The sequence below is a fragment of the Paraburkholderia phytofirmans OLGA172 genome, assembly GCF_001634365.1.
In the GTDB taxonomy this organism is placed as follows: Bacteria; Pseudomonadota; Gammaproteobacteria; order Burkholderiales; family Burkholderiaceae; genus Paraburkholderia.
The window spans coordinates 1,292,029-1,313,009 of the sequence record NZ_CP014578.1; the positions used below are offsets into that span (position 1 = coordinate 1,292,029).

The window sequence follows — 20,981 nt, forward strand, 5'->3', positions numbered from 1 at the left end:
GCATGAACTACATCGACTATATCGAGGGCTTCGCGTTCTGTACGATCAGGCCAGCGGTGGCACTATCCCTGATTCCATTTGGCCAAAGCGGCTCACTCGGGATCCTGTTGCGGTTGCCAATGATGCTCGCGCTGGCGATGCTGCCACGACAGGCCGGTTGGCCGCCGCAACTGCTACCGGCAATCTTTTTAGAGGCGGCGACCGGTGCGGCGCTCGGGCTTCTGCTCGGCACCATCTTTCATGCAGCTTCGGCGGCTGGTGCGGTGCTTGACCAGCAAGGCGGCTACTCGAGCGCGGCGATTTACGATCCACACTTCCAGCAGGAAGCTGCGCTATTCGAAACGTTGTTTTCGCAGTTTGCTGCGTTGACGATGTTCACGGGGCCGGGTTTGCCGCTCCTCGTCGGCTTTTTCACGGATGCGTGGGTGCTATGGCCACCAGGCCGTTGGCGCGTCGATCTAGTCGATGTGTTTCGGCAACTCGCGCTACGCGACCTGGCCGTGGCGCTGACCGAAGGCGTGCGGCTCGCCAGTCCATTGCTCGGCCTCGCGCTGCTGGTCGATGTCGCGTTCGGACTGATGTCGCGGCACGCGAAGCGACTCAACCCGTTTGCCACCGCACGCACCGTCAAGGCGTTGATCCTGTCGTTTGCCGCCATGCTGAGCGTGCCCCCGTTGTTCGCACAGTTGCGCGCCGCGTTTGATCACGTGATCCATCTGCAATGAGCGACAAGACCGAAGCCCCAACCCCCAAACGGATCCGCCGCGCACGCCAGGACGGCGAGATCGCGAAGAGCACGCATTTGACAGTGGCGTTCAGCGGCCTCTGCTGGTGGCTGTATCTGTTCATCGAGGCGCCGCATTTGTATGCACTCGCGACCAGACTGATCCTGCATGTGACGACGCTAGACGCTACGCGTCCATTCGGCGATCGGCTCGTGTCGACGCTCGCGGCGTTGAGCGCGGTCATGCCATCGACACTGATGGCGCTTGGCGTGGGGGCGCTCGCCGTTCTGGTGCCCGAGTTGATGCAGACGCGCGGGCTAATCGCATGGAAGCGTGTGTCGCTCGACCCGAAGCGTCTGAACCCGGTCAACGGGCTCAAGCAGATGTTCAGTCTGCGCCTCTTGTGGGACACCGCGCTCACGCTACTGCAGTTCGCGATCCTGCTATTTCTGTTCGTTCAGGCAATCGTCGCATGGCTGCGGCAGCTTGTGCCGATCTGGGCGTTCTCGTTGCCGGTTCACCTCGGCTATACGGCGACGTCGCACTCGCACCTGCTTGCCTGGATGGCCGCATCGCAGATTGCACCTGCCGTCGCTGACTACCTCATCCAGCGCTTTCTGTGGTTGCGCCGTCTGCGCATGGACAAGAACGAAATTAAACGGGAGTTTCGCGACGACGAAGGCGATCCCTACGTAAAAAGCCGTCGCCGCGCGATTCATCGGGAGCTTGGTCAATAACATGTTGAATCGTTCTATCCTCAGCCGCTACGATCTATCGGCCTTTTTCGCGCGTCACGCCGACCTTGCCGTCGGTATCGGCATTCTCGCCGTGCTGGCACTCCTGATCGTGCCCGTGCCGCCTTTCGTGCTCGATCTGTTCATCTGTGTGAGCTTCGCTGCCAGCCTGACGATGCTGAGCACCACGCTTTATGTCTCGAAGGCTGCGGATCTCGCGAGTTTCCCGTCGCTGCTGCTGATTACCACGCTGCTGCGGCTCGCGCTGGCGATCGCGTCGACCAAGATGATCCTGCTGCATGCACACGCTGGCCAGATCATTGGCGCGTTCGGCGAGATGGTGGTGGGCGGCAATGTTGCCGTCGGGCTGGTCGTGTTCATCGTGCTCGCTGCGATCCAGTTCATCGTGGTCGCGAAAGGCGCGGACCGGGTAGCCGAAGTGGCCGCGCGCTTTACCCTGGATGGCATTCCGGGGCGCCAGATGAGCATTGACGCCGACATGCGCAATGGCGTGGTCACGGCCGCGCAGGCGAGCCGGATGCGCGCGGCGCTCGAACGTGAGACGTACTTCTATGGCTCCCTCGACGGTGCGATGAAGTTCGTCAAGGGCGATGCGGTGGCCGGCCTTGTCGTTGCGCTGGTGAATATCGTCGGCGGGCTGGCGGTCGGCATCGCGCAGCGCGGCATGTCGTTCAGCGATGCGCTGCATGCCTACACGATTCTCACCGTCGGCGACGGTCTGGTGTCGCAGATTCCGTCGCTGATCGTGTCGGTGGCAGCGGGTATTCTCGTCACACGCGTCGCCTCGGCCGATGGTGCGGACGCCCATCTCGGCGGCGACATTTACCGGCAACTGGCGGTGCATCCGAAGGCGATCGGGATGGCCGGCGTGGCGTGTCTGTCATTGGCGGCGATCCCGGGTTTTCCGCACATTCAGTTTGCGGTTGCCGGCGGTCTGCTGCTCGCGCTTGCGCTCACCTTGATTCGCAACGCTGCGGTCGCGTCGAACTCGCAGCGCGCGCTGATGCCGGAGATGACGCGCGACGGCGGCAACTACGTGCCACGCATCCTCGATGACGTCGAATTGGGCACCAGCGCGACCTTGCGGTTGCGGCTCGGCCTCAAGGCCTTCGATGCTTTGCGTCCCGAGGCGCTGAACCGGCAACTCGGCCAGTTGCGCCGCAACCTGATGGTCGAGTTGGGCGTACCGTTTCCGGGTCTTGCACTGCTGCGCGATCAGCGGCTCGAGCCTGAGCGCTACATCATCGATATTCAGGATGTACCATTTGCGAGTGGCACGCTGGTCGCCGCTCATACGCTGGTGAGCGGTGATGAGAGCCTCATTACGTTCGACGGCGTTGAGGGCTACCGGCCGCGCGCCGCGAAATCGGTTTGGGTGCCGACCGCGAAGGCCGCGTCGATCGACGATCCGGGATTCCGTAAGGCGACCGTCGACGAAGCGCTATGCGATCACCTCACCGAAGTCTGCCAACGTTCGGCGGCCGATTTTCTCGGCACGCAGGAGACGCGCTTCCTGCTCGATCAACTGGCGATCGAATTTCGCGAGCTTGTCGCGCAGGCAGGGCAGGTTGCGAGCACGGTGCAGCTCGGCAGCGTGCTGCGGCAACTGCTGCTGCAGCATGTGCCGATTCGCAACCTGCGCGCGATTCTCGAAGCTGTCGTACGCGTGCCGGCGGGGGAGCGCACGATCGACCGGATGGTGCGGGAAGCGCGCATCCAGCTCGGGCGGCAGTTCGTGCGCAGCTACGCTGACCTCGGGACGTGGACTCTCTCCACGGCTGTGCTAGACCCTGCATGGGAAGCCAGTCTCGAAGCTCAGATCAGAAGCGGCATTGATGGCGAGCCGCAGTGCGTGTTGTCCGCTGAAGAACTGACCCGGGCGCAGCAGGTCTTTACCGCGGACCTGTCAGGGATCGGTCTGATCGTTACCAATGCAGTCCTGCGTCCGCATCTTGCGCGGTTGTTGCGGGACTTCGGTCAGCGCATCGAGGTGCTGGCGATCGAAGAGATTCCGCTCGATGTCTTTCGTGTCCAGACGGTCGCGACACTTGGTGCCGCATAAAGGAGGACCTCATGCGATCGCTTGGAAATAGTGTGCCCATGTTCATGTCCGCGCCGACGTTACGGGGTAGGGTGGTTGAAGCACGTGGCGTGATTGCGCGGGTGGTGGGCGTGTCGTTGCGAATCGGCGAGAAAGTACGGCTGGTGCGCCCGGACACGCTCGAAGCTCAGTATGGCGAAGTGGTCGGTTTTGCGCACGATGGCACCCTGGTCATGCCGCTCGCCGGGTTGGCCGGCCTGTCGGACATTACCGAAGTGCAGGGCTGCGGCTCGGCATGGGGCATGTTCGACGCAGTGGGGCTGCTCGGACGGGTGGTGGACGGTCTCGGCAAACCGCTCGATGGGGGGCTGGCGCCGCCCTTGCTCACGACCGCTGCCGCTGCTGTGGCGCAGGCCGAGGCAGGGGCGACGCTCAATCCGCTCGAACGGCCCGTGATTGCCACACCGTTTGCGACCGGCGTGCGGGCGATCGACGGCCTGCTGACCTGCGGCGTCGGTCAGCGCACGGGGATCTTCGCGCCGGCGGGTGGCGGCAAGAGCACGATCATGGGCATGATCGCGAACGGCGCATCGACCGACGCGATCGTGGTTGCCTTGATAGGCGAACGCGGTCGCGAGGTAGGCGAATTCATTCGCGACCATCTCGAACAGCGGCGTGCGTCGACCATCGTGATCGCAGCGACCTCCGACCGTCCTGCGGCGGAGCGTATCAAGGCGGCGGAGCTCGCAGCGAAGGTTGCGGCCGACTTGCGCGCGAGCGGACGCAATGTGCTGCTGCTGTTCGATTCGTTGACGCGCTATGCGCGTGCGTTGCGCGAGCTCGGACTGGCGGTCGGCGAGCCGCCGTTGCGCGGCGGTTTTCCGCCGAGCGTGTTCGCGCAGTTGCCGCGGCTGATTGAATCGGCCGGTGTGACGGCACAAGGCAGCATCACCGCTTTCTATACGGTGCTCGCCGACGAGGCCGATCTATCGGATCCGGTCGCGGAAGAGGCGCGTTCGCTGCTGGATGGACATATCCAGCTTTCGTCGAAACTGGGCGCGGCTGGGCATTATCCGGCGATCGATATCCTGAGGAGCCGCAGCCGCTTGATGAACCGCGTCGCGGATGCGGCGCAGCGTGCCGACGCGAATCGCGTGCGCGACTGGCTGGCGCGTTATGAGGACGTCGAGATGCTGTTGCAGATTGGTGAATACGAACGGGGTAACGATGCCGGGACTGACCGCGCGATCGACCTGCGTCCGGCGATCCAGCGTTTTCTGCAGCAACCGTACGACCAGTGCAGCGGGTGGGCTGAAACGCGCGCGCTGCTGCGGGAGGTGTGCGGCGAAGGGCGCCCGGAGTAATGCGCAGCGCGGCGCAGGAGGAGAAATTGTGGCGGATGCTCGTGCGCGTGCGCGCTGTGCGGGTGCGCCGCAGGCTCCGTGCGCTGGCCGACGCGCGTCGGCGTGAGCGGCACGCGGCCGCTGCAGTGGCCGAGCAGGCTGCCGCACTGGACCGACACGCCGCGCAACGGCAGCGCGTGCTCGCGTTCTGCCGACGCGACCAGAGCGCCGGTGGGCAGTGGCATGCGACGCTGCGCGCGCACGACGGAAGGACGCCGGCGTTGCATCGGCAACTGGACGACGCGCAGCAAGCACACGCGTCGGCGCACCACGAAGCACGTCAGGCGCTGCGGGACTGGAATGTCGAGCGAGTCCGGCACGACGATGCAAAGCACCGCTGGCGGGCGGCTGTCGCGCGCGTGGCGTGTGGCGCTCGGGACGGTGGGTAGCGCCGCAGTGAAGAGAGCGGGGCGAGTCGCCCCGAATCCGGCCGACAGGTGAATACCGCTCAAGACCTGTCAGGCATGTCCGTCAAACTGGATGTACATTTGCATCGCTTTGCGTAGGTCGGCCGTTTGATTGCGGCCGAAGTGATAGTTTTCCAAGTCGAACTGGGCGATGTAAGTCGGTCCCAGAATGCCGTTGATAACCATGCCGAGCGCTGCGCTCGCGCGGTCTTTCATCGGTAGGTTCGGGTCCGCGACATCGCGGGCGAAGGTCCAGACTTCCGATGCCGACGCACCGGCGTGAAACAATTCCCCCGCATCCACCCTGCGTACATTGGCGATGATGTACTCGGCAGATTGGTCCGACAGATTGATGCCAAGGTGTTTCAGTAGATCGTTGACTATACCTACGGAGCCTGGATACGAGCCCGGATCATTGCCCGTTGGCGATTTCTGCACCACCCCGCCGAGCCTGTCCCGGTTGGCCATATTGTCGTGGTTGCTTGTGCTACCCCCGGGGTTACCCCCTTTGAGGCCGACGTCGTCGTGCATCTGCCAGTTGCCCTGGGCATCGAGCCTGACCGGATACTGAGGCCGGTACGCGTTATCGGCCTGCCAGACGCGCCACGTGCCGTTGTCTTTGTCGAAACGCGCGGGGTAGGTCTTCCCGCCACTGGTGATGTAGTAGTGCCCGTCGTTGTCCGCCAGCACCCCCTGCTGTCCCGGGGCGGGTTTCAGCGCAGCGGGCGCGGGCTGCACGGCGTAGTCGTCGGGCAGGCTGGACCGGGTGCCGTTGATGCGCTGCGAGGCCTCGGCGACGGCCGGGTCCGCGACGAAGCCCTGCGGCGCAGCGGTGCCCTGCGGGCCTTCGCCTTGTATGCCTGTCGCGCCGGCGTTGTGGGGCTGCACCGACGACGCACCGGGGATGGGCACCTTCTCGTCGAGCGGCGTGTGCGGCCCGGGCAGGTGTTCCCTGGAAGCCGCCTCAGCCACGCCGACGCCCTCTGCGGCCAGCCGTTCGGAGAAAGCCGCTGCGCCTTCGCCCGCGACGAGGCCGAGCAGGCCGGAACTCAGGTCGATACCCAGCCGTGCGTTCTCCGACAGCGACGAGTGCGCGTCAAACGCTGCCGTGATGGGGGCGAGCGGTGTCATGCCCAGCAGAAAACGGGCGGTGCCTTCGAGAATCTGGTCAGCCAGTTTTTCCCCGCGGGCGCGCGGCGTGATCGAATCGTCCTTGTGCGAGGCGTCTTTCAGCACCGCGTTGTACTGGTCGGCCAGATCGCGGACATAATCGGGACCGGCCGGCGGCAGGTTATTCAGAATGTCCAGATAGCCTTTCGGAGCGTCGACGCCATAGCCGTTGAGCTTTCGTCCGGCCTCGACCGACCAGTCGACGAGCCTGTCGTGCAGTGCGGGATCGTCCTGCATGCGCTGCGTGAACGCCAGCAGCCGGCGGTCCGCGAGGTCGTCGCGGCCAGAGCCGGGATTGGTGCTGAACAGCTGGCGGCCGATCAGTTCATGGCGCTTGCCGGGATCGCCGGTGACCCCTTCGGCTTCGTGGAGGAGCCGGTCAACCTCCGCATTCGCTTCGGCCCACTTGCCGTCTTCCTGCTTCGTGTGCTGGTCGATCGCGGTGGCAATCCTGTGCTGCAGATCGTTCTTCAGGTCCGCGGCCTGGCTGAAATAGCGTTGCCTCGAGGCGGGCGTCGATGCGGCAACAAACTGGTCGCGCAGCTGCGTCAATCCGTTCAGGTTGCGCTGGTCGCCCGCCTGGGTCAGGTAGCCTGCGCCAACCGGACTGTTGAACACGCCCAGCGCCCGCTGGACCGGATCGTTGCCTGCGCTGGTGCTGCGCTCGCGCAGCGCGCTATCCAGCAGCGATAGCTGCTGGCCGGCACGTTGCCGCGTACCGGCGTCCGTGCTGTCGCGGAAGGCGACGTCGAGCGTCGCGAGGGCGCCTGCGTAGGCTTCGTGTTCGCCCGGCGGCAACGTGCCGAGTTGCGCCTGCATGCCGTTGACCTTCTGCTCGAACTGCTGAACCCCGGGAGGGTAGCCGGTGAGGCCCTGCTTCAGGTCCCTGCCGAGCCGTCCCATGTTCTGCTCGTCCTGGTAGCTGCTGCGCGACAGGCGCACGCCGTTGGGCAGCGTCTGTGTGTCGTGCGTGTCGAGCAGGCCCTGCAGTTCGACGGGCGTGACGCCGCTCAGGAACGGTGACGCGGAGGAGACGTCTGAAACGGCGCCGGACGATGTGGTGGAAGAAGCCGGCATGACGGGTCCCGCCGATGCCGATGATGCAACTGGCGCCACTGGCGATCGCGTTGGGACCACCGCAGTGCTGGCGACCACACCCGCATGCTGGTCTGACGTGCCCCCGCCTGCGCGCGCGGATCGCTGTTGCGGCACAGGCGGGACGCGCTGGTCACTGCTGCGGCCATACCGGTCGCGTGCGGACGCTGCGCCGTCGTCCGTCGCATCGGATGATGTGTCGCGGATAGCGGGCTGCGCTGGCGCGTTGCGAGGTGGCGGGATATCGCCAGCAGCGTCGCGACGCTGTGCCGGGGACAGGGAAATATCAGTACCACTGATAGACGTCGTCATATAAATGCTCCCGTTGCATGCAAGGTAAAGAGCCTGCCCGATCCGGGCCTGCGGATACACCCCCCCAACTCAAGCGCCGGCCCGCGCTACGCTCGCTCGGCAATCAGGTTGTCGGTCTCAGCCCGACCATCGGAACAGTAATTTCGCAGAGAAGTTTGGCCGCTTCGGTGCGGCCGTCACAGTGTCTCCAATGTTGTCCAATTTCGCGTCCGCAAAAAGATATCGCGGACGCCATCCTGACCGTACTCCTGTACTTCTTCAAGGCGGTCTTGATCTGATGCATTACCAATTGCGCGGATGCCTCCCGGTTGCTCCCCGGTGCCAGGACGCGATACCAGGGGAGCCTTCATGCCGGCTGGATGTCGCACACATTCACCCCCGGTGTGCGCGGCATGAATGGGGAGGCAACGCGCTTACGCGTTGGCTTTCTTGAGGTCGTTCGCGGTCGGCTGTTTGCCGGTGGTCGGGTCGATCCAGCCGCTGCCGTCGCGGGCTGCCACAACGGTGTAACCATCCGGCGCGGCGGCATCGAGCGCGCGACCGTCGCGACTCTTCTGCACGCTGAGGCCTGCCTTGTTTTCCTGGCTCAGACCGCTGACCTGGTATGCCTGATTACCGCGGGTGATCGTGACCTGATCCGCGTACGAGACCGACTTGTTGTTCGCAGCCGGCTGGGTGCCGACGGTAACCTTGGTGTTGTCCGGCAACTGGAATGTCATCGGACCGTTGAACATCGCCGTCGACTTGCTGGCACTGTTGGCGTGCTGATCGAGATGCGGGTCACCCCAAACCTTCGTCGTATCGCCGCTTTTCGCATTGGTCATGGTCATCGATGAATCCGATTTGTCGAAGTCGAGCTTGTAGTCGCCGAGGTTGATGCTCGCCTTGTTGTTGTTGACCTGGGTGTTGCTCCACTGCGTCTGGTTAGCCCTGCCCGAGTCATGACAGCCGCAGTCGTTGCGCGACGAACTGCGCACACTGTCGTAAGAGAGGCTGTCGAAGCGGCTGCCGCCACGATAGTCATCGCCGCCCCAGCGTGCCGGCTGCTGGTTCGCCACCGGGCCGCGGTTGACAGTGGTGCCCTGCGCGAAGTATGTGTTGCTCTGGCCGTTCCCTGTGCTTTGGCTGAAGACCGAGAACGATGTCTTCGAGAAGCCGCCCGTCATGTTCGACATCTGGCTGGACGGGTTGCGGCCGCTGTTGAAACCAGCGGGAGATGAAAACTGCGACTGTGAGCGGCCCCCGTTGAACGCTGCAACAGGCGAAAACTGCGACTGTGCGCGACCGCCGGTGAACGCCGCGGCAGGCGGCAACTGCGGCTGTGCATGACCGCCAAGAAGGCTCAGGTTTCCCTGGAGCGAGAGCAGTGGGCTGTTGATCTGCATGGATGCCTGCATGTCGATATTCCTGAAATAAAAAGTCGGCTTGAACTGGACAGCCGGAACCGCGTTGCCGACGGTATGAAATTGGCTCCGGGTTCAGAAATGGTAAGGGGATTGAATCGTCGGACGGCGTATCTATGTATAGATGTCCAAAATATGTTTAGCCTGCGCCGACGGGCTGGGGCGATTTTCCAGTCGAGATGCCGGATTCGAACCTTCAGTTCGTCGTAGGCGCTGGTTATCGCGGTCGGGTTTATGTCATGGACTTCCCCCCGGCATGACATACGAAGTGCGTGGTCATACAGGATCGGCACCCAGGGTGATGCCCGGCATGTTTCCCTGTCCATGCATCGCGTCCCCCGTCAATCCGCAGGCCCGGATCGGGCGGGCTCTTTACCTTGCATGCAACGGGAGCATTTATATGACGACGTCTATCAGTGGTACTGATATTTCCCTGTCCCCGGCACAGCGTCGCGACGCTGCTGGCGATATCCCGCCACCTCGCAACGCGCCAGCGCAGCCCGCTATCCGCGACACATCATCCGATGCGACGGACGACGGCGCAGCGTCCGCACGCGACCGGTATGGCCGCAGCAGTGACCAGCGCGTCCCGCCTGTGCCGCAACAGCGATCCGCGCGCGCAGGCGGGGGCACGTCAGGCCAGCATGCGGGTGTGGTCGCCAGCACTGCGGTGGTCCCAACGCGATCGCCAGTGGCGCCAGTTGCATCATCGGCATCGGCGGGACCCATCATGCCGGCTTCTTCCACCACATCGTCCGGCGCCGTTTCAGACGTCTCCTCCGCCTCACCGTTCCTGAGCGGCGTCACGCCCGTCGAACTGCAGGGCCTGCTCGACACGCACGACACACAGACGCTGCCCAACGGCGTGCGCCTGTCGCGCAGCAGCTACCAGGACGAGCAGAACATGGGACGGCTCGGCAGGGACCTGAAGCAGGGCCTCACCGGCTACCCTTCCGGGGTTCAGCAGTTCGAGCAGAAGGTCAACGGCATGCAGGCGCAACTCGGCACGTTGCCGCCGGGCGAACACGAAGCCTACGCAGGCGCCCTCGCGACGCTCGACGTCGCCTTCCGCGACAGCACGGACGCCGGTACGCGGCAACGTGCCGGCCAGCAGCTATCGCTGCTGGATAGCGCGCTGCGCGAGCGCAGCACCAGCGCAGGCAACGATCCGGTCCAGCGGGCGCTGGGCGTGTTCAACAGTCCGGTTGGCGCAGGCTACCTGACCCAGGCGGGCGACCAGCGCAACCTGAACGGATTGACGCAGCTGCGCGACCAGTTTGTTGCCGCATCGACGCCCGCCTCGAGGCAACGCTATTTCAGCCAGGCCGCGGACCTGAAGAACGATCTGCAGCACAGGATTGCCACCGCGATCGACCAGCACACGAAGCAGGAAGACGGCAAGTGGGCCGAAGCGAATGCGGAGGTTGACCGGCTCCTCCACGAAGCCGAAGGGGTCACCGGCGATCCCGGCAAGCGCCATGAACTGATCGGCCGCCAGCTGTTCAGCACCAATCCCGGCTCTGGCCGCGACGACCTCGCGGACCGCCGGCTGCTGGCGTTCACGCAGCGCATGCAGGACGATCCCGCACTGCACGACAGGCTCGTCGACTGGTCGGTCGAGGCCGGGCGAAAGCTCAACGGCTATGGCGTCGACGCTCCGAAAGGCTATCTGGACATTCTGAATAACCTGCCGCCAGCCGGTCCCGATTATGTCCGCGATCTGGCCGACCAGTACAACGCGGTGCTGAAAGACGCCTCGCACAAGGACGATTCGATCACGCCGCGCGCCCGCGGGGAAAAACTGGCTGACCAGATTCTCGAAGGCACCGCCCGTTTTCTGCTGGGCATGACACCGCTCGCCCCCATCACGGCAGCGTTTGACGCGCACTCGTCGCTGTCGGAGAACGCACGGCTGGGTATCGACCTGAGTTCCGGCCTGCTCGGCCTCGTCGCGGGCGAAGGCGCAGCGGCTTTCTCCGAACGGCTGGCCGCAGAGGGCGTCGGCGTGGCTGAGGCGGCTTCCAGGGAACACCTGCCCGGGCCGCACACGCCGCTCGACGAGAAGGTGCCCATCCCCGGTGCGTCGTCGGTGCAGCCCCACAACGCCGGCGCGACAGGCATACAAGGCGAAGGCCCGCAGGGCACCGCTGCGCCGCAGGGCTTCGTCGCGGACCCGGCCGTCGCCGAGGCCTCGCAGCGCATCAACGGCACCCGGTCCAGCCTGCCCGACGACTACGCCGTGCAGCCCGCGCCCGCTGCGCTGAAACCCGCCCCGGGACAGCAGGGGGTGCTGGCGGACAACGACGGGCACTACTACATCACCAGTGGCGGGAAGACCTACCCCGCGCGTTTCGACAAAGACAACGGCACGTGGCGCGTCTGGCAGGCCGATAACGCGTACCGGCCTCAGTATCCGGTCAGGCTCGATGCCGACGGCAACTGGCAGGTCCACAACGATGTCGGCCTCAGGGGCGGTATGAATCCGGCAGGCGCGGGGCCGTCCGGACTCCAGCGGCCCCAGCCGTTCGAGCGGGCCTACCAGGTCTCGACGTCGACCGGCACGCCCCCCTCCACCGAGATGCTGCAAACGCTCAATCCGTCGACGTGGACATCCGCAGCGGATCGCTTACTCGACGACACGGAGTTCACCCAAAAGTACCGTACCGCATTCGACCGTCTTCCCATCGCACAACGACAAGCCCTCAGAGCCTGGACGCATCTGGATACGAGTGCCGGCTACTCATCGGACAGTTCCTACGAAGGTATCAATTTCGAGCTCAATCTGGAGTTACGCAGTCGCACCCATGAGGCCGACACCACCATACGCGCCCAGGCGTTACAGGCTGGTCTGGGCGGGCTACCGAAGCCCTCCGACGAAAGCCGCCTGCTTCGCATCGCCGACGTTCGCTCCGACTATGCAAGCAAGTTTGCACCGGGCGACTATGTGACCAATTCGCCAGCTTTCATGTCCGCATCCAGTGAGAACTTCTACCCGTTCTCGACGCTGTTGCATAACGAGATGACAGAGGACGCGGGACCCGGAAGTGCATTCGCGCTTTACGACATTCAGTCGAAGTCGGCGACGCCCTTCCTGGTCAACATCACCACTTTGGCCAAAGGCGAACGCGAATGGCTATTCCGGCCGAACACAGTATTCAGAGTTGAGGAAATTGCTACGGCAACATCTCGGGATGGAACGACGGTTCCCCGTATCGGCGTGCGTCTGGCCGAGGTCCCGATTACCACGCCTACCTACGCAAAGAACATCCACACGGGTGTGCAGGAACTGGTCTATCCACCGGCTACGTCGCCCACCTATACACCGCTCCAGCCGACCAGATCACCTTCGCTCCAGATCCCGCCGCGGCCGGCCCCCGACGAGCCACCACCACCTGCGCATGGCGATCCAAACCAGCCGGGGTGAAGTCCATGACACAAACTCGAACGTGCTATTGAGCTGCTGCGTCAGCATATGAGGCATGCAGCTATCGCCGGAGAGTTGGGGATCTCGTCGCAGCGCGTGTATCAGATCGCTTCTGAAGGGGGAATGGGTTTGGGTCGTCGCGGCACGAAGCCGCACGACGTTCTGCTCGTTCTCGTCGTTGTTCCTCGACAGATGATTCCAGTTGGACAGCGTCTTCGTGTCGTATGCGTCGAACAATCGCCGGCTGCCGCTGCACAGGCGGCGGCGCGTCGGGAAGCGGGAAGGTGTCGCAGGGCGAGTCGCGACGCTGCTCGGTCAGTGTGACGCTGGCAGTGCCAGCCAGTGGAAGTTGTCATATCAGTGCTCCTGTTCCATGCAGGGTAAAGAGCCCGCGCGATCCGGGGCTCGCGGATGGGCATCAATCGTGATGCATGCATGGGAGACCACCCCAGGTACAACCCTGGGTGTCATTCTTGTATGACGACGCGTTGCATACCGTGCCAGGGCGAAGTTCATGACAGGACGTGAGCGCTTCAGTTAACATGGGAAAGCTGCGGGCGCGAGTCAATTCAAGGGCAGAGCAACCGGTGTAAGTGACAGGTAAGTTGCTGGCGTTATCCTGGCTGCAATCTGGCAACGGGTTGCACAGATGACGAAGTGCCGCATGCGCGCCTCCGTTGTCCGTGGATCAGGAGACACGCGCCGCGTCATTACGCGCCGCACGACAGGCGCGCCACCTGCGCGCCGGCACAGGTTTTACGTTTCATCTTCACCAAGGGGTTGTCGATGTCTGCGATTGAATCGGTTCTTCAGGAACGCCGTGTTTTCCCGCCCTCCGCTGAAGCAGCGGCTGGCGCGACTATCTCCGGTATGGACGCATACCGGGCGCTTGCCGCCGAAGCGGAGCGCGATTACGAGGGTTTCTGGGGGCGCCTCGCTCGCGAGACGCTAAGCTGGAACAAGCCCTTCACCAAGGTGCTCGACGAATCGAAGGCGCCGTTCTACACGTGGTTCGAAGACGGCCTGCTGAACGCGTCGTATAACAGCATCGACCGTCATGTCGAAGCCGGCAATGGCGAGCGCGTTGCGATCATCTTCGAAGCGGACGACGGCACCGTCACCAACGTCACCTATAACGACCTGCTGCAACGCGTGTCGCGCTTTGCGAACGCGCTGAAAAAACGCGGCGTGAAGAAGGGCGATCGCGTCGTGATTTACATGCCGATGTCGATCGAAGGCATCGTCGCGATGCAGGCGTGCGCGCGGATCGGCGCCACGCATTCGGTGGTGTTCGGCGGCTTTTCGTCGAAGTCGCTCAACGAGCGCCTGGTGGATGTGGGCGCCGTCGCGCTCGTTACGTCCGACGAACAGATGCGCGGCGGCAAGGCATTGCCGCTGAAAAACATCGCCGACGAAGCCCTCGCCATGGGCGGCTGCGATGCGGTGAAGAGCGTGATCGTCTACCAGCGCACCGGCGGCAAGATCGCATGGAACGATAGCCGCGATCTGTGGATGCACGAACTCGCGCAGGCCGAATCGGATCAATGCGCGCCCGAGTGGGTCGGCGCCGAGCATCCGCTTTTCATCCTGTATACGTCGGGTTCGACCGGCAAGCCGAAGGGCGTGCAGCACAGCACCGGCGGCTATCTGCTGTGGGCCGCGCAGACGCTGAAGTGGACTTTCGACTGGAGGCCCACGGATGTGTTCTGGTGTACCGCCGACATCGGCTGGATCACCGGCCACAGCTACATTACGTATGGTCCGTTGACGCTCGGCGGCACTCAGGTCGTGTTCGAAGGCGTGCCGACCTATCCGAACGCCGGCCGCTTCTGGGACATGATCGCCAAGCACAAGGTCTCGCTGTTCTACACGGCGCCGACCGCGATCCGCTCGCTGATCAAGGCCGCGGAAGCGGACCAGAAAGTGCATCCGAAGAGCTACGACCTGTCGACGCTGCGCATCATCGGCACGGTCGGCGAGCCGATCAATCCGGAAGCGTGGGTGTGGTATCACGAGAACGTCGGCGGCGGCCGTTGCCCGATCGTCGATACGTGGTGGCAAACCGAAACCGGCGGCCACATGATCACGCCGCTGCCGGGCGCGACGCCTTTGGTGCCGGGCTCGTGCACGCTGCCGCTGCCAGGCATCATGGCGGCTGTGGTCGATGAAACCGGCCAGGACGTGCCCAACGGGCAGGGCGGCATTCTGGTGATCAAGCGCCCGTGGCCGTCGATGCTGCGCAATGTGTGGGGCGATCCGGAGCGCTACCAGAAGAGCTACTTCCCCGAAGAACTCGGCGGCAAGCTCTATCTCGCCGGCGACGGTGCGGTACGCGACAAGGAAACCGGCTACTTCACGATCATGGGCCGCATCGACGACGTGCTCAATGTGTCCGGCCACCGCCTCGGCACGATGGAGATCGAATCGGCGCTGGTGTCGAACCCGATCGTGGCTGAAGCGGCCGTGGTGGGCCGTCCCGATGCGACCACCGGCGAAGCCGTGTGCGCGTTCGTCGTGCTCAAGCGCGCGCGTCCTGAAGGCGAAGAAGCGGTGAAGCTCGCCAACGAACTGCGCAACTGGGTCGCCAAGGAGATCGGTCCGATCGCCAAGCCGAAGGACATCCGCTTCGGCGAGAATCTGCCGAAGACGCGTTCGGGCAAGATCATGCGCCGCCTGTTGCGCTCGCTCGCGAAGGGCGAAGAGATCACGCAGGACGTGTCCACGCTGGAGAACCCGGCAATTCTCGATCAGCTCGGCGAGTCGCTCTGAGCTTAGGTTGGCCTGGGTTTGCAGCAAGGGTATGTCGACTGATGTGCCTTTGAGCGGGCCCAGGTATCGACCACTTAAGTCAGGCAGTAAAGGCCACCGCGCGGACAATCCCGATTGCCTGCCCGGTGGCTTTTTGATACATAGGCGCATGGCTGCGCCGCACCCCACCTCTCACGCTACACTCAATCCCGCGCCCGAACCCCCTGCGGTCTCGGCAGCGATGGCGCGCGCGCATCAGGAGTACTGGCGCTTCAATCTTGCGTTGATCGCGACGCTGATGACGGTGGGCTTCGTGGTGTCGTTCGTTTTGCCGCTGTTCGCGCCGGCGTTGGAGCAGGTGCGCTTCATCGGTTTCAGATTGCCGTTCTACTTCGGTGCGCAAGGGGCGATTCTGATCTACGTCGCGTTGATCGTCGTTTATATCGTGCTGATGCAGCGCGCCGATCGCCGTCTGCAACGCGCTTTCGATGCGGATGCTAGTGCCAGCAGTGCCAGCAGTGCCAGCAATGCCAGCAATGCCAGCAGCGCCAGTGCCAATTCCACCGCACCCGCTGCGCGCGGAAGCTGAGCCGATGAAGCTCACGAACCGGCTGATCCGCTCATACGCGCTCTATACGCTCGGCTTCCTGCTATTCATTTATGTGATGTGGCGCATCGAGCGGGTCACCGGCTCCGGTGTGTGGATCGGCTATGTGTTCCTGTTCGTGCCGATCGCGGTGTATGCGGTGATCGGGTTGCTATCGCGCACGTCCGACCTCGTCGAATACTACGTAGCCGGGCGGCGCGTGCCGTCCTTCTTCAACGGCATGGCGACAGCGGCCGACTGGTTGTCCGCAGCATCGTTCATCGGCCTTGCCGGGTCGATCTATGCGACCGGATATGACGGTCTCGCGTACCTGATGGGCTGGACCGGCGGCTATTGCCTCGTCGCGTTCCTGCTTGCGCCGTACGTGCGCAAACTCGCGCGCTACACGATTCCCGACTTTCTCGGCACGCGCTTTTCGAGCAACGCGGTGCGTGGACTCGCTGCGTTAGCGGCGATCCTGTGCTCGTTCGTCTATCTGGTTGCGCAGATTCAGGGCGTCGGTTTGATCGCGACGCGTTTTATCGGCGTGGATTTCGCGGTCGGCATTTTCTGCGGACTCGCGGGCATTCTCGTGTGTTCGTTTCTGGGCGGCATGCGTGCGGTGACGTGGACCCAGGTCGCGCAATACATCATCCTGATCGCGGCGATTCTGATTCCCGTGTCGATGATCGCGCATAAGGATGGCCTCGGCTGGGTGCCGCAGTTCAATTACGGCCGCTTGATGGAACGCGTCGAAGGCCTGGAAAAGCAGGTGCGCGACGCGCCGCTCGAGCAGACCGTACGCGACGATTATCGACAGCGCGCCGCGCTGATGCAGATGCGGCTCGATACGTTGCCGCAATCGTTCGTTGACGAGAAGCTGCGCCTCACCCAGGAAGTCGCGGACTTGCGCCGCCACAATGGCCCGCTGCGCGAGATCAAGGAACGCGAGCGGGCGCTCGAACAATTTCCACGCGATGCCGCCGCCGCACAGATCGTCTGGACCCAACGCCGCGACGAGATGCTGATGCGCGCGGCCGCGCCGGTGCCGATGCACGAGCCGTTTCCTGTCACAAGCGAAGAAGACCGGCGCACCCATGAACGCAATTTCCTGTCGCTGCTGCTGTGCCTGTCGCTTGGCACGGCCAGCCTGCCGCACATCCTGACGCGCTACAACACGACGACCTCGGTGGCTTCAGCGCGACGCTCGGTTGGCTGGACGTTGTTCTTCGTCGCGCTGTTCTATCTGACGGTGCCCGTGCTGGCGGTGCTGATCAAGTACGAGATATTGACCAACCTGGTCGGTCATCACTTTGCCGATTTGCCGCAGTGGCTCACGCAGTGGCGCAAGGTCGAGCCGAGTCTGATCAGCCTTGCCGATACGAATGGCGACGGCATCGTGCGCTGGAGCGAGATCCAGATGCAGCCGGATATGGTCGTGCTCGCCGCGCCCGAGATCGCGGGGCTGCCGTATGTGATGTCAGGGCTGATCGCGGCCGGTGCGCTGGCTGCGGCGCTTTCAACCGCGGATGGCTTGCTGCTGACCATCGCTAATGCGCTATCGCACGACGTCTACTACCACATGGTCGATCCGGCCGCATCGAGCCAGCGGCGCGTGACGATCTCGAAGATTTTGTTGCTTGGGGTGGCGTTGTTCGCCTCGTATGTGGCGTCGCTGAATACGGGGAATATTCTGTTTCTGGTGGGGGCGGCGTTTTCACTGGCGGCTTCGAGCCTGTTTCCGGTGCTGGTGCTGGGCGTGTTCTGGAAGCGCACCACGCGGCTCGGGGCGGTGGCGGGCATGGTGGCGGGGCTGGTGGTGTGCATTTATTACATCGTGTCGACGTATCCGTTCTTCACGCAGATGACGGGTTTCGCGGGCGCACGGTGGTTCGGGATCGAGCCGATCAGCTCAGGCGTGTTCGGCGTGCCGGCGGGGTTTCTGGTGGCGATTGGAGTGAGTCTGGTCGACCGGAAACCGGACGCCTATACGAGGGCGCTGGTGGACTACATCCGGCATCCTTAGGCGGTTTTGCGCATGAGTGTGGCGCAGGGCGCGAAGTTTGCTATAATTCGGCTCCCCGCCGGAGAGATGGATGAGCGGTTTAAGTCGCACGCCTGGAAAGCGTGTATAGGTTAATAACCTATCCGGGGTTCGAATCCCCGTCTCTCCGCCAAAAATGAATGATAAGCCGTTGAATCTAAAAGAGATTCAACGGCTTTTTGTTTTTCAACTCACAAAGCGACTATCAATGCAGTTCGTCCGTGTCGAAAGTCGGGATGGCCGCTACGCTAGCGCATTTTATTCGCGTCAGCTGATCAGCTCGTTAGAGCATCGCTCGTCCGAATCCGGGGCGACAGTCTTATGGCGCGCCACGGCGTGCGTCGCTTGCTTCGCACCTCGGCATGGATATCGTCGTCAATACATTTGGCGAGCGAAGACGAGTTAGAACGGTTATGGTTACTAAAAAGTGTTGATAGCGCGCTGGATGTGAGTGAGTGCCGGCCTTTCGGAGGTTTGTGTTTCACACAGTTGTTGGTAATGTGCCCACAACGCCCCAAATTCTCGTGGAAACCGCCTTCTGACCTGAATTTGTGGGTACGCGCTCAAGGGACGACTTTGCGTAATCATAGCGAACAGCGCTGCGGTATGGCATGGTTGGAAGCACGAGAATGCCGAGCTTCCAACCCAGCCACAGCGTGGCAAACCATCAGCGGTCAAGGGTTCGCTTCGCCGGGCTGGCGCCCGCCCTTGACTCGTCATGTGTCGTCGCACCGGTCAGGCCGGCAGAAGGACATTATCGTCGGCTTGCATGAGGTAATGCATCAAGGCTAGGTCCAACGCTACCTTTCGACTGTGTGCCTTCGGCGGGGCTTCCACTGCCTTTTGGGCGGCCTCGACGTCTCCGACCAGGATGACCTGAACCTGGGCACGAGTGAGGGCTGTGTATAACAGCGTTCGGTCCAGCAGCCTTGACCTGGTGACCGGGATGATGACGCGGCGCCACTGAGAGCCTTGGGCCTTGTGAACCGTCGCCGCGAACCCGAGCTCGACATCCTCAAGCATCTCGGACGTGAGCTCCCGGCAAACGCCATCGTCCCACTCGACCCAGGCCAGCACCCGTTCAGCGTCATCGCTGGGCTTGGTAGCGAGGGATTCGACCTCCACAACCCGACCCATTGACCCGTTCTGCAGTCCTTTGTCCCAGAGGTTGCGAGTGCAGAGAACGACATCTCCAAGGTTGAAACCACAGTACTCAGGCCTGTCGAACTCGTCGTTCCACCGAGTCACAGTTGGCCCGTCGCCGGTGAATCGCTGCTGGCAGACCTGGTTGAGTACCTTGGTCCCTGCCGGGCCGTTTCGCAGCGGCGCAAGGACCTGCGTGCCAGCGGTATCGACGGCATAAAGGTCCGCCACTCTTTCCGCGATTTGCCGGTCATCACAATGGATGAAGGCAACGGACGCCGTCTCGTCGGCAGAGATGCTCGGCCACACCCCCTCCCGCACGGCCGAAGCCACGGCGGCAATCTCCCCTCCATAGCGCTTCACGGTCTTGAGCTCGGTCGAGGGAATGCGTGGCACCCTCATGACACAGTGAAGGACGAGACCAGGCCCGACCGGCATGAGCTGGTAGGGGTCACCAACGAGAACGAGTCGTACGTGAGGAAGTAGCGCCTGGCACAGGCGGCTCATCGAGACGATGTCAACCATGCTCGCCTCATCGATGACCAACACCGTGGGACCATCGAAGGTCAGGTTGTTGACGCTCTTAAGGAAGCTGGCAATCGTGAATGCGGGCAGACCAGTGGCTTCCTGCATCCGCTTCGCTGCGCGTCCTGCAAGTGCCACCTGTAGCACTTTGGTTCCTGCGTCCTGATACAGCCGACACAACGACCTGAGCACGGTCGTCTTGCCCACGCCAGCCCCACCGGTGATGCAGGCAAACGCGTACTCGTCGGCCATCCTGATAGCATTCCGCTGCTCCGGGTTCAGCTCAATGCCGTCTTCAGCTTCGCAAGCCGTGATGATTCGCTCGACCCGATGACCAGGAAGCAGTCGCTCGATGCCGCCGGTCAAACGCTCCTGGATAGCCTTGGCTACCTGACGCTCCATAACCAGAGCGCCCAGCGGTTGCAGGCCGTGCTGCGTCTGAACGATGTGGCCGCTTTTGAGGCCCTCCGACACGGCGGTCGCGAGCAAATCTCGCCATTGAACGCCGACTGGCGGTCGTCCCAGCAGCGGGGCGACCTGCTCGACCAGGTCCGCCGACAGCATTGCCGTGTGGCCGGCGGCGAACATCCGATAGCACGCCTCCTCGCCGGCTCCCCGCAGCCGGCGAGGGTCGTCGGACTGAACGCCGAACTGCGTTTGTGCCATCAGGTCGACGGTCGACCATTTGCCGGCAAACGATAGCAGGCGATAGGGGTCTTCCTCAATGCGAGCTTGCGCTTCACCACCGAAGTACCGCAGCACCTTCCGTCCCAGTCCGATGTCGAAGCCAGCGGCCTGAAGCCACTGAAGGGTGCGGGACTCGCCGTGACAAGCCCAGGCCTCAACCAGACGCTGAGCTGCCGCAGCAGAGAGGACGTCGGCGAACGGCGACGGGTCGGCCGCGTCCAGCAATTGATACAACTGCTCGCCGAAGCGCTCCCAGAGCCGTCTGGCTTTGACTGTTCCGAGTCCCTCGAAGGCGGGGTTCTCGGCAATGAACGTGACGAGATGCTCGCCGGTCGGGCGGGCGAGATACGCGACCTCCGCATCGACCTGCTGCTCAACCAGCTCGAAGCCGTCAACCACGGACCGGCGCTCAACCAGCTGTCCTGCAACCGTCCACCATTGGCCTCGCTCGACCTTTGTTCCGCCAAGGGTAGCCCGGGTCGCCTTGACGACGACATAAGTGCACGCGTCAAG

General features: G+C 63.3%; 12 protein-coding genes and 1 tRNA gene. 10 read left to right on the forward strand and 3 right to left on the reverse strand.

Annotation, left to right across the window (positions count from 1 at the left end; all coding sequences use genetic code 11):
- Positions 1 to 2: 2 nt before the first annotated feature.
- Genes AYM40_RS05630 through AYM40_RS05650 form a run of 5 tightly spaced genes read left to right on the forward strand, consistent with a single transcriptional unit; the run spans position 3 to position 5,313 of the window.
- A complete protein-coding gene (locus tag AYM40_RS05630; protein ID WP_063495366.1) occupies positions 3 to 725 on the forward strand; it encodes an EscT/YscT/HrcT family type III secretion system export apparatus protein in 723 nt (240 codons plus the stop codon).
- Positions 722 to 1,462, forward strand: coding sequence for an EscU/YscU/HrcU family type III secretion system export apparatus switch protein (locus AYM40_RS05635; RefSeq protein ID WP_063495367.1), 741 nt, complete (start codon positions 722 to 724; stop codon positions 1,460 to 1,462). The genes AYM40_RS05630 and AYM40_RS05635 overlap by 4 nt, the downstream gene beginning before the upstream one ends.
- Before the next feature lies 1 nt (position 1,463).
- Positions 1,464 to 3,542, forward strand: coding sequence for a flagellar biosynthesis protein FlhA (locus AYM40_RS05640; protein WP_063495368.1), 2,079 nt, complete (start codon positions 1,464 to 1,466; stop codon positions 3,540 to 3,542).
- Between the two features lie 11 nt (positions 3,543 to 3,553).
- Positions 3,554 to 4,885 carry a FliI/YscN family ATPase gene (locus tag AYM40_RS05645; RefSeq protein ID WP_063495369.1) on the forward strand — a complete coding sequence of 444 codons (1,332 nt, stop codon included), beginning with the start codon at positions 3,554 to 3,556 and terminating at the stop codon, positions 4,883 to 4,885.
- Positions 4,885 to 5,313: a hypothetical protein gene (locus AYM40_RS05650; protein WP_063495370.1), complete on the forward strand. Its 429-nt coding sequence runs from the start codon at positions 4,885 to 4,887 to the stop codon at positions 5,311 to 5,313. The genes AYM40_RS05645 and AYM40_RS05650 overlap by 1 nt, the downstream gene beginning before the upstream one ends.
- A gap of 69 nt (positions 5,314 to 5,382) precedes the next feature.
- On the opposite strand, the gene AYM40_RS05655 is transcribed toward AYM40_RS05650, so the two are convergent.
- Both AYM40_RS05655 and AYM40_RS05660 read right to left on the reverse strand, forming a co-directional pair.
- Complete coding sequence (locus AYM40_RS05655; protein ID WP_063495371.1) at positions 5,383 to 7,578, reverse strand: hypothetical protein; 2,196 nt, start codon at positions 7,576 to 7,578, stop codon at positions 5,383 to 5,385.
- Positions 7,579 to 8,321: 743 nt separating this feature from the next.
- A complete protein-coding gene (locus tag AYM40_RS05660) occupies positions 8,322 to 9,305 on the reverse strand; it encodes a DUF1521 domain-containing protein (RefSeq protein ID WP_063495372.1) in 984 nt (327 codons plus the stop codon).
- Between the two features lie 736 nt (positions 9,306 to 10,041).
- Here AYM40_RS05660 and AYM40_RS05665 point away from each other — a divergent pair.
- The 5 genes from AYM40_RS05665 to AYM40_RS05685 all read left to right on the forward strand — a co-directional run bounded on the left by AYM40_RS05665 (position 10,042) and on the right by AYM40_RS05685 (position 18,246).
- Positions 10,042 to 12,735 (forward strand): hypothetical protein, encoded by a 2,694-nt coding sequence (locus AYM40_RS05665; RefSeq protein WP_063495373.1) that lies wholly within the window; start codon positions 10,042 to 10,044, stop codon positions 12,733 to 12,735.
- Positions 12,736 to 13,521: 786 nt separating this feature from the next.
- Entirely contained in the window at positions 13,522 to 15,504 is a 1,983-nt protein-coding gene (gene acs / locus AYM40_RS05670) for an acetate--CoA ligase (RefSeq protein ID WP_063497854.1), read from the forward strand.
- Between the two features lie 148 nt (positions 15,505 to 15,652).
- Complete coding sequence (locus AYM40_RS05675; RefSeq protein ID WP_148662107.1) at positions 15,653 to 16,072, forward strand: DUF4212 domain-containing protein; 420 nt, start codon at positions 15,653 to 15,655, stop codon at positions 16,070 to 16,072.
- Positions 16,073 to 16,076: 4 nt separating this feature from the next.
- The gene (locus tag AYM40_RS05680; protein ID WP_063495375.1) at positions 16,077 to 18,095 is read left to right on the forward strand and encodes a sodium:solute symporter family protein; all 2,019 of its coding nucleotides are present in this window, start codon (positions 16,077 to 16,079) and stop codon (positions 18,093 to 18,095) included.
- Positions 18,096 to 18,155: 60 nt separating this feature from the next.
- Positions 18,156 to 18,246, forward strand: a tRNA-Ser gene (locus AYM40_RS05685).
- A gap of 602 nt (positions 18,247 to 18,848) precedes the next feature.
- On the opposite strand, the gene AYM40_RS05690 is transcribed toward AYM40_RS05685, so the two are convergent.
- Positions 18,849 to 20,867 (reverse strand): AAA family ATPase, encoded by a 2,019-nt coding sequence (locus AYM40_RS05690; RefSeq protein WP_158515226.1) that lies wholly within the window; start codon positions 20,865 to 20,867, stop codon positions 18,849 to 18,851.
- Between the last annotated feature and the right edge of the window lie 114 nt (positions 20,868 to 20,981).

Excerpts from the sequence above, each read along its gene's own strand:
- AYM40_RS05660 (WP_063495372.1), bottom strand. The coding sequence starts at position 9,305 with ATGCAGGCATCCATGCAGATCAACAGCCCACTGCTCTCGCTCCAGGGA.
- AYM40_RS05635 (WP_063495367.1), top strand. The coding sequence starts at position 722 with ATGAGCGACAAGACCGAAGCCCCAACCCCCAAACGGATCCGCCGCGCA.
- acs (WP_063497854.1), top strand. The coding sequence starts at position 13,522 with ATGTCTGCGATTGAATCGGTTCTTCAGGAACGCCGTGTTTTCCCGCCC.
- AYM40_RS05640 (WP_063495368.1), top strand. The coding sequence starts at position 1,464 with ATGTTGAATCGTTCTATCCTCAGCCGCTACGATCTATCGGCCTTTTTC.
- AYM40_RS05630 (WP_063495366.1), top strand. The coding sequence starts at position 3 with ATGAACTACATCGACTATATCGAGGGCTTCGCGTTCTGTACGATCAGG.
- AYM40_RS05645 (WP_063495369.1), top strand. The coding sequence starts at position 3,554 with ATGCGATCGCTTGGAAATAGTGTGCCCATGTTCATGTCCGCGCCGACG.
- AYM40_RS05675 (WP_148662107.1), top strand. The coding sequence starts at position 15,653 with ATGGCTGCGCCGCACCCCACCTCTCACGCTACACTCAATCCCGCGCCC.
- AYM40_RS05680 (WP_063495375.1), top strand. The coding sequence starts at position 16,077 with ATGAAGCTCACGAACCGGCTGATCCGCTCATACGCGCTCTATACGCTC.
- AYM40_RS05655 (WP_063495371.1), bottom strand. The coding sequence starts at position 7,578 with ATGCCGGCTTCTTCCACCACATCGTCCGGCGCCGTTTCAGACGTCTCC.
- AYM40_RS05665 (WP_063495373.1), top strand. The coding sequence starts at position 10,042 with ATGCCGGCTTCTTCCACCACATCGTCCGGCGCCGTTTCAGACGTCTCC.
- AYM40_RS05650 (WP_063495370.1), top strand. The coding sequence starts at position 4,885 with ATGCGCAGCGCGGCGCAGGAGGAGAAATTGTGGCGGATGCTCGTGCGC.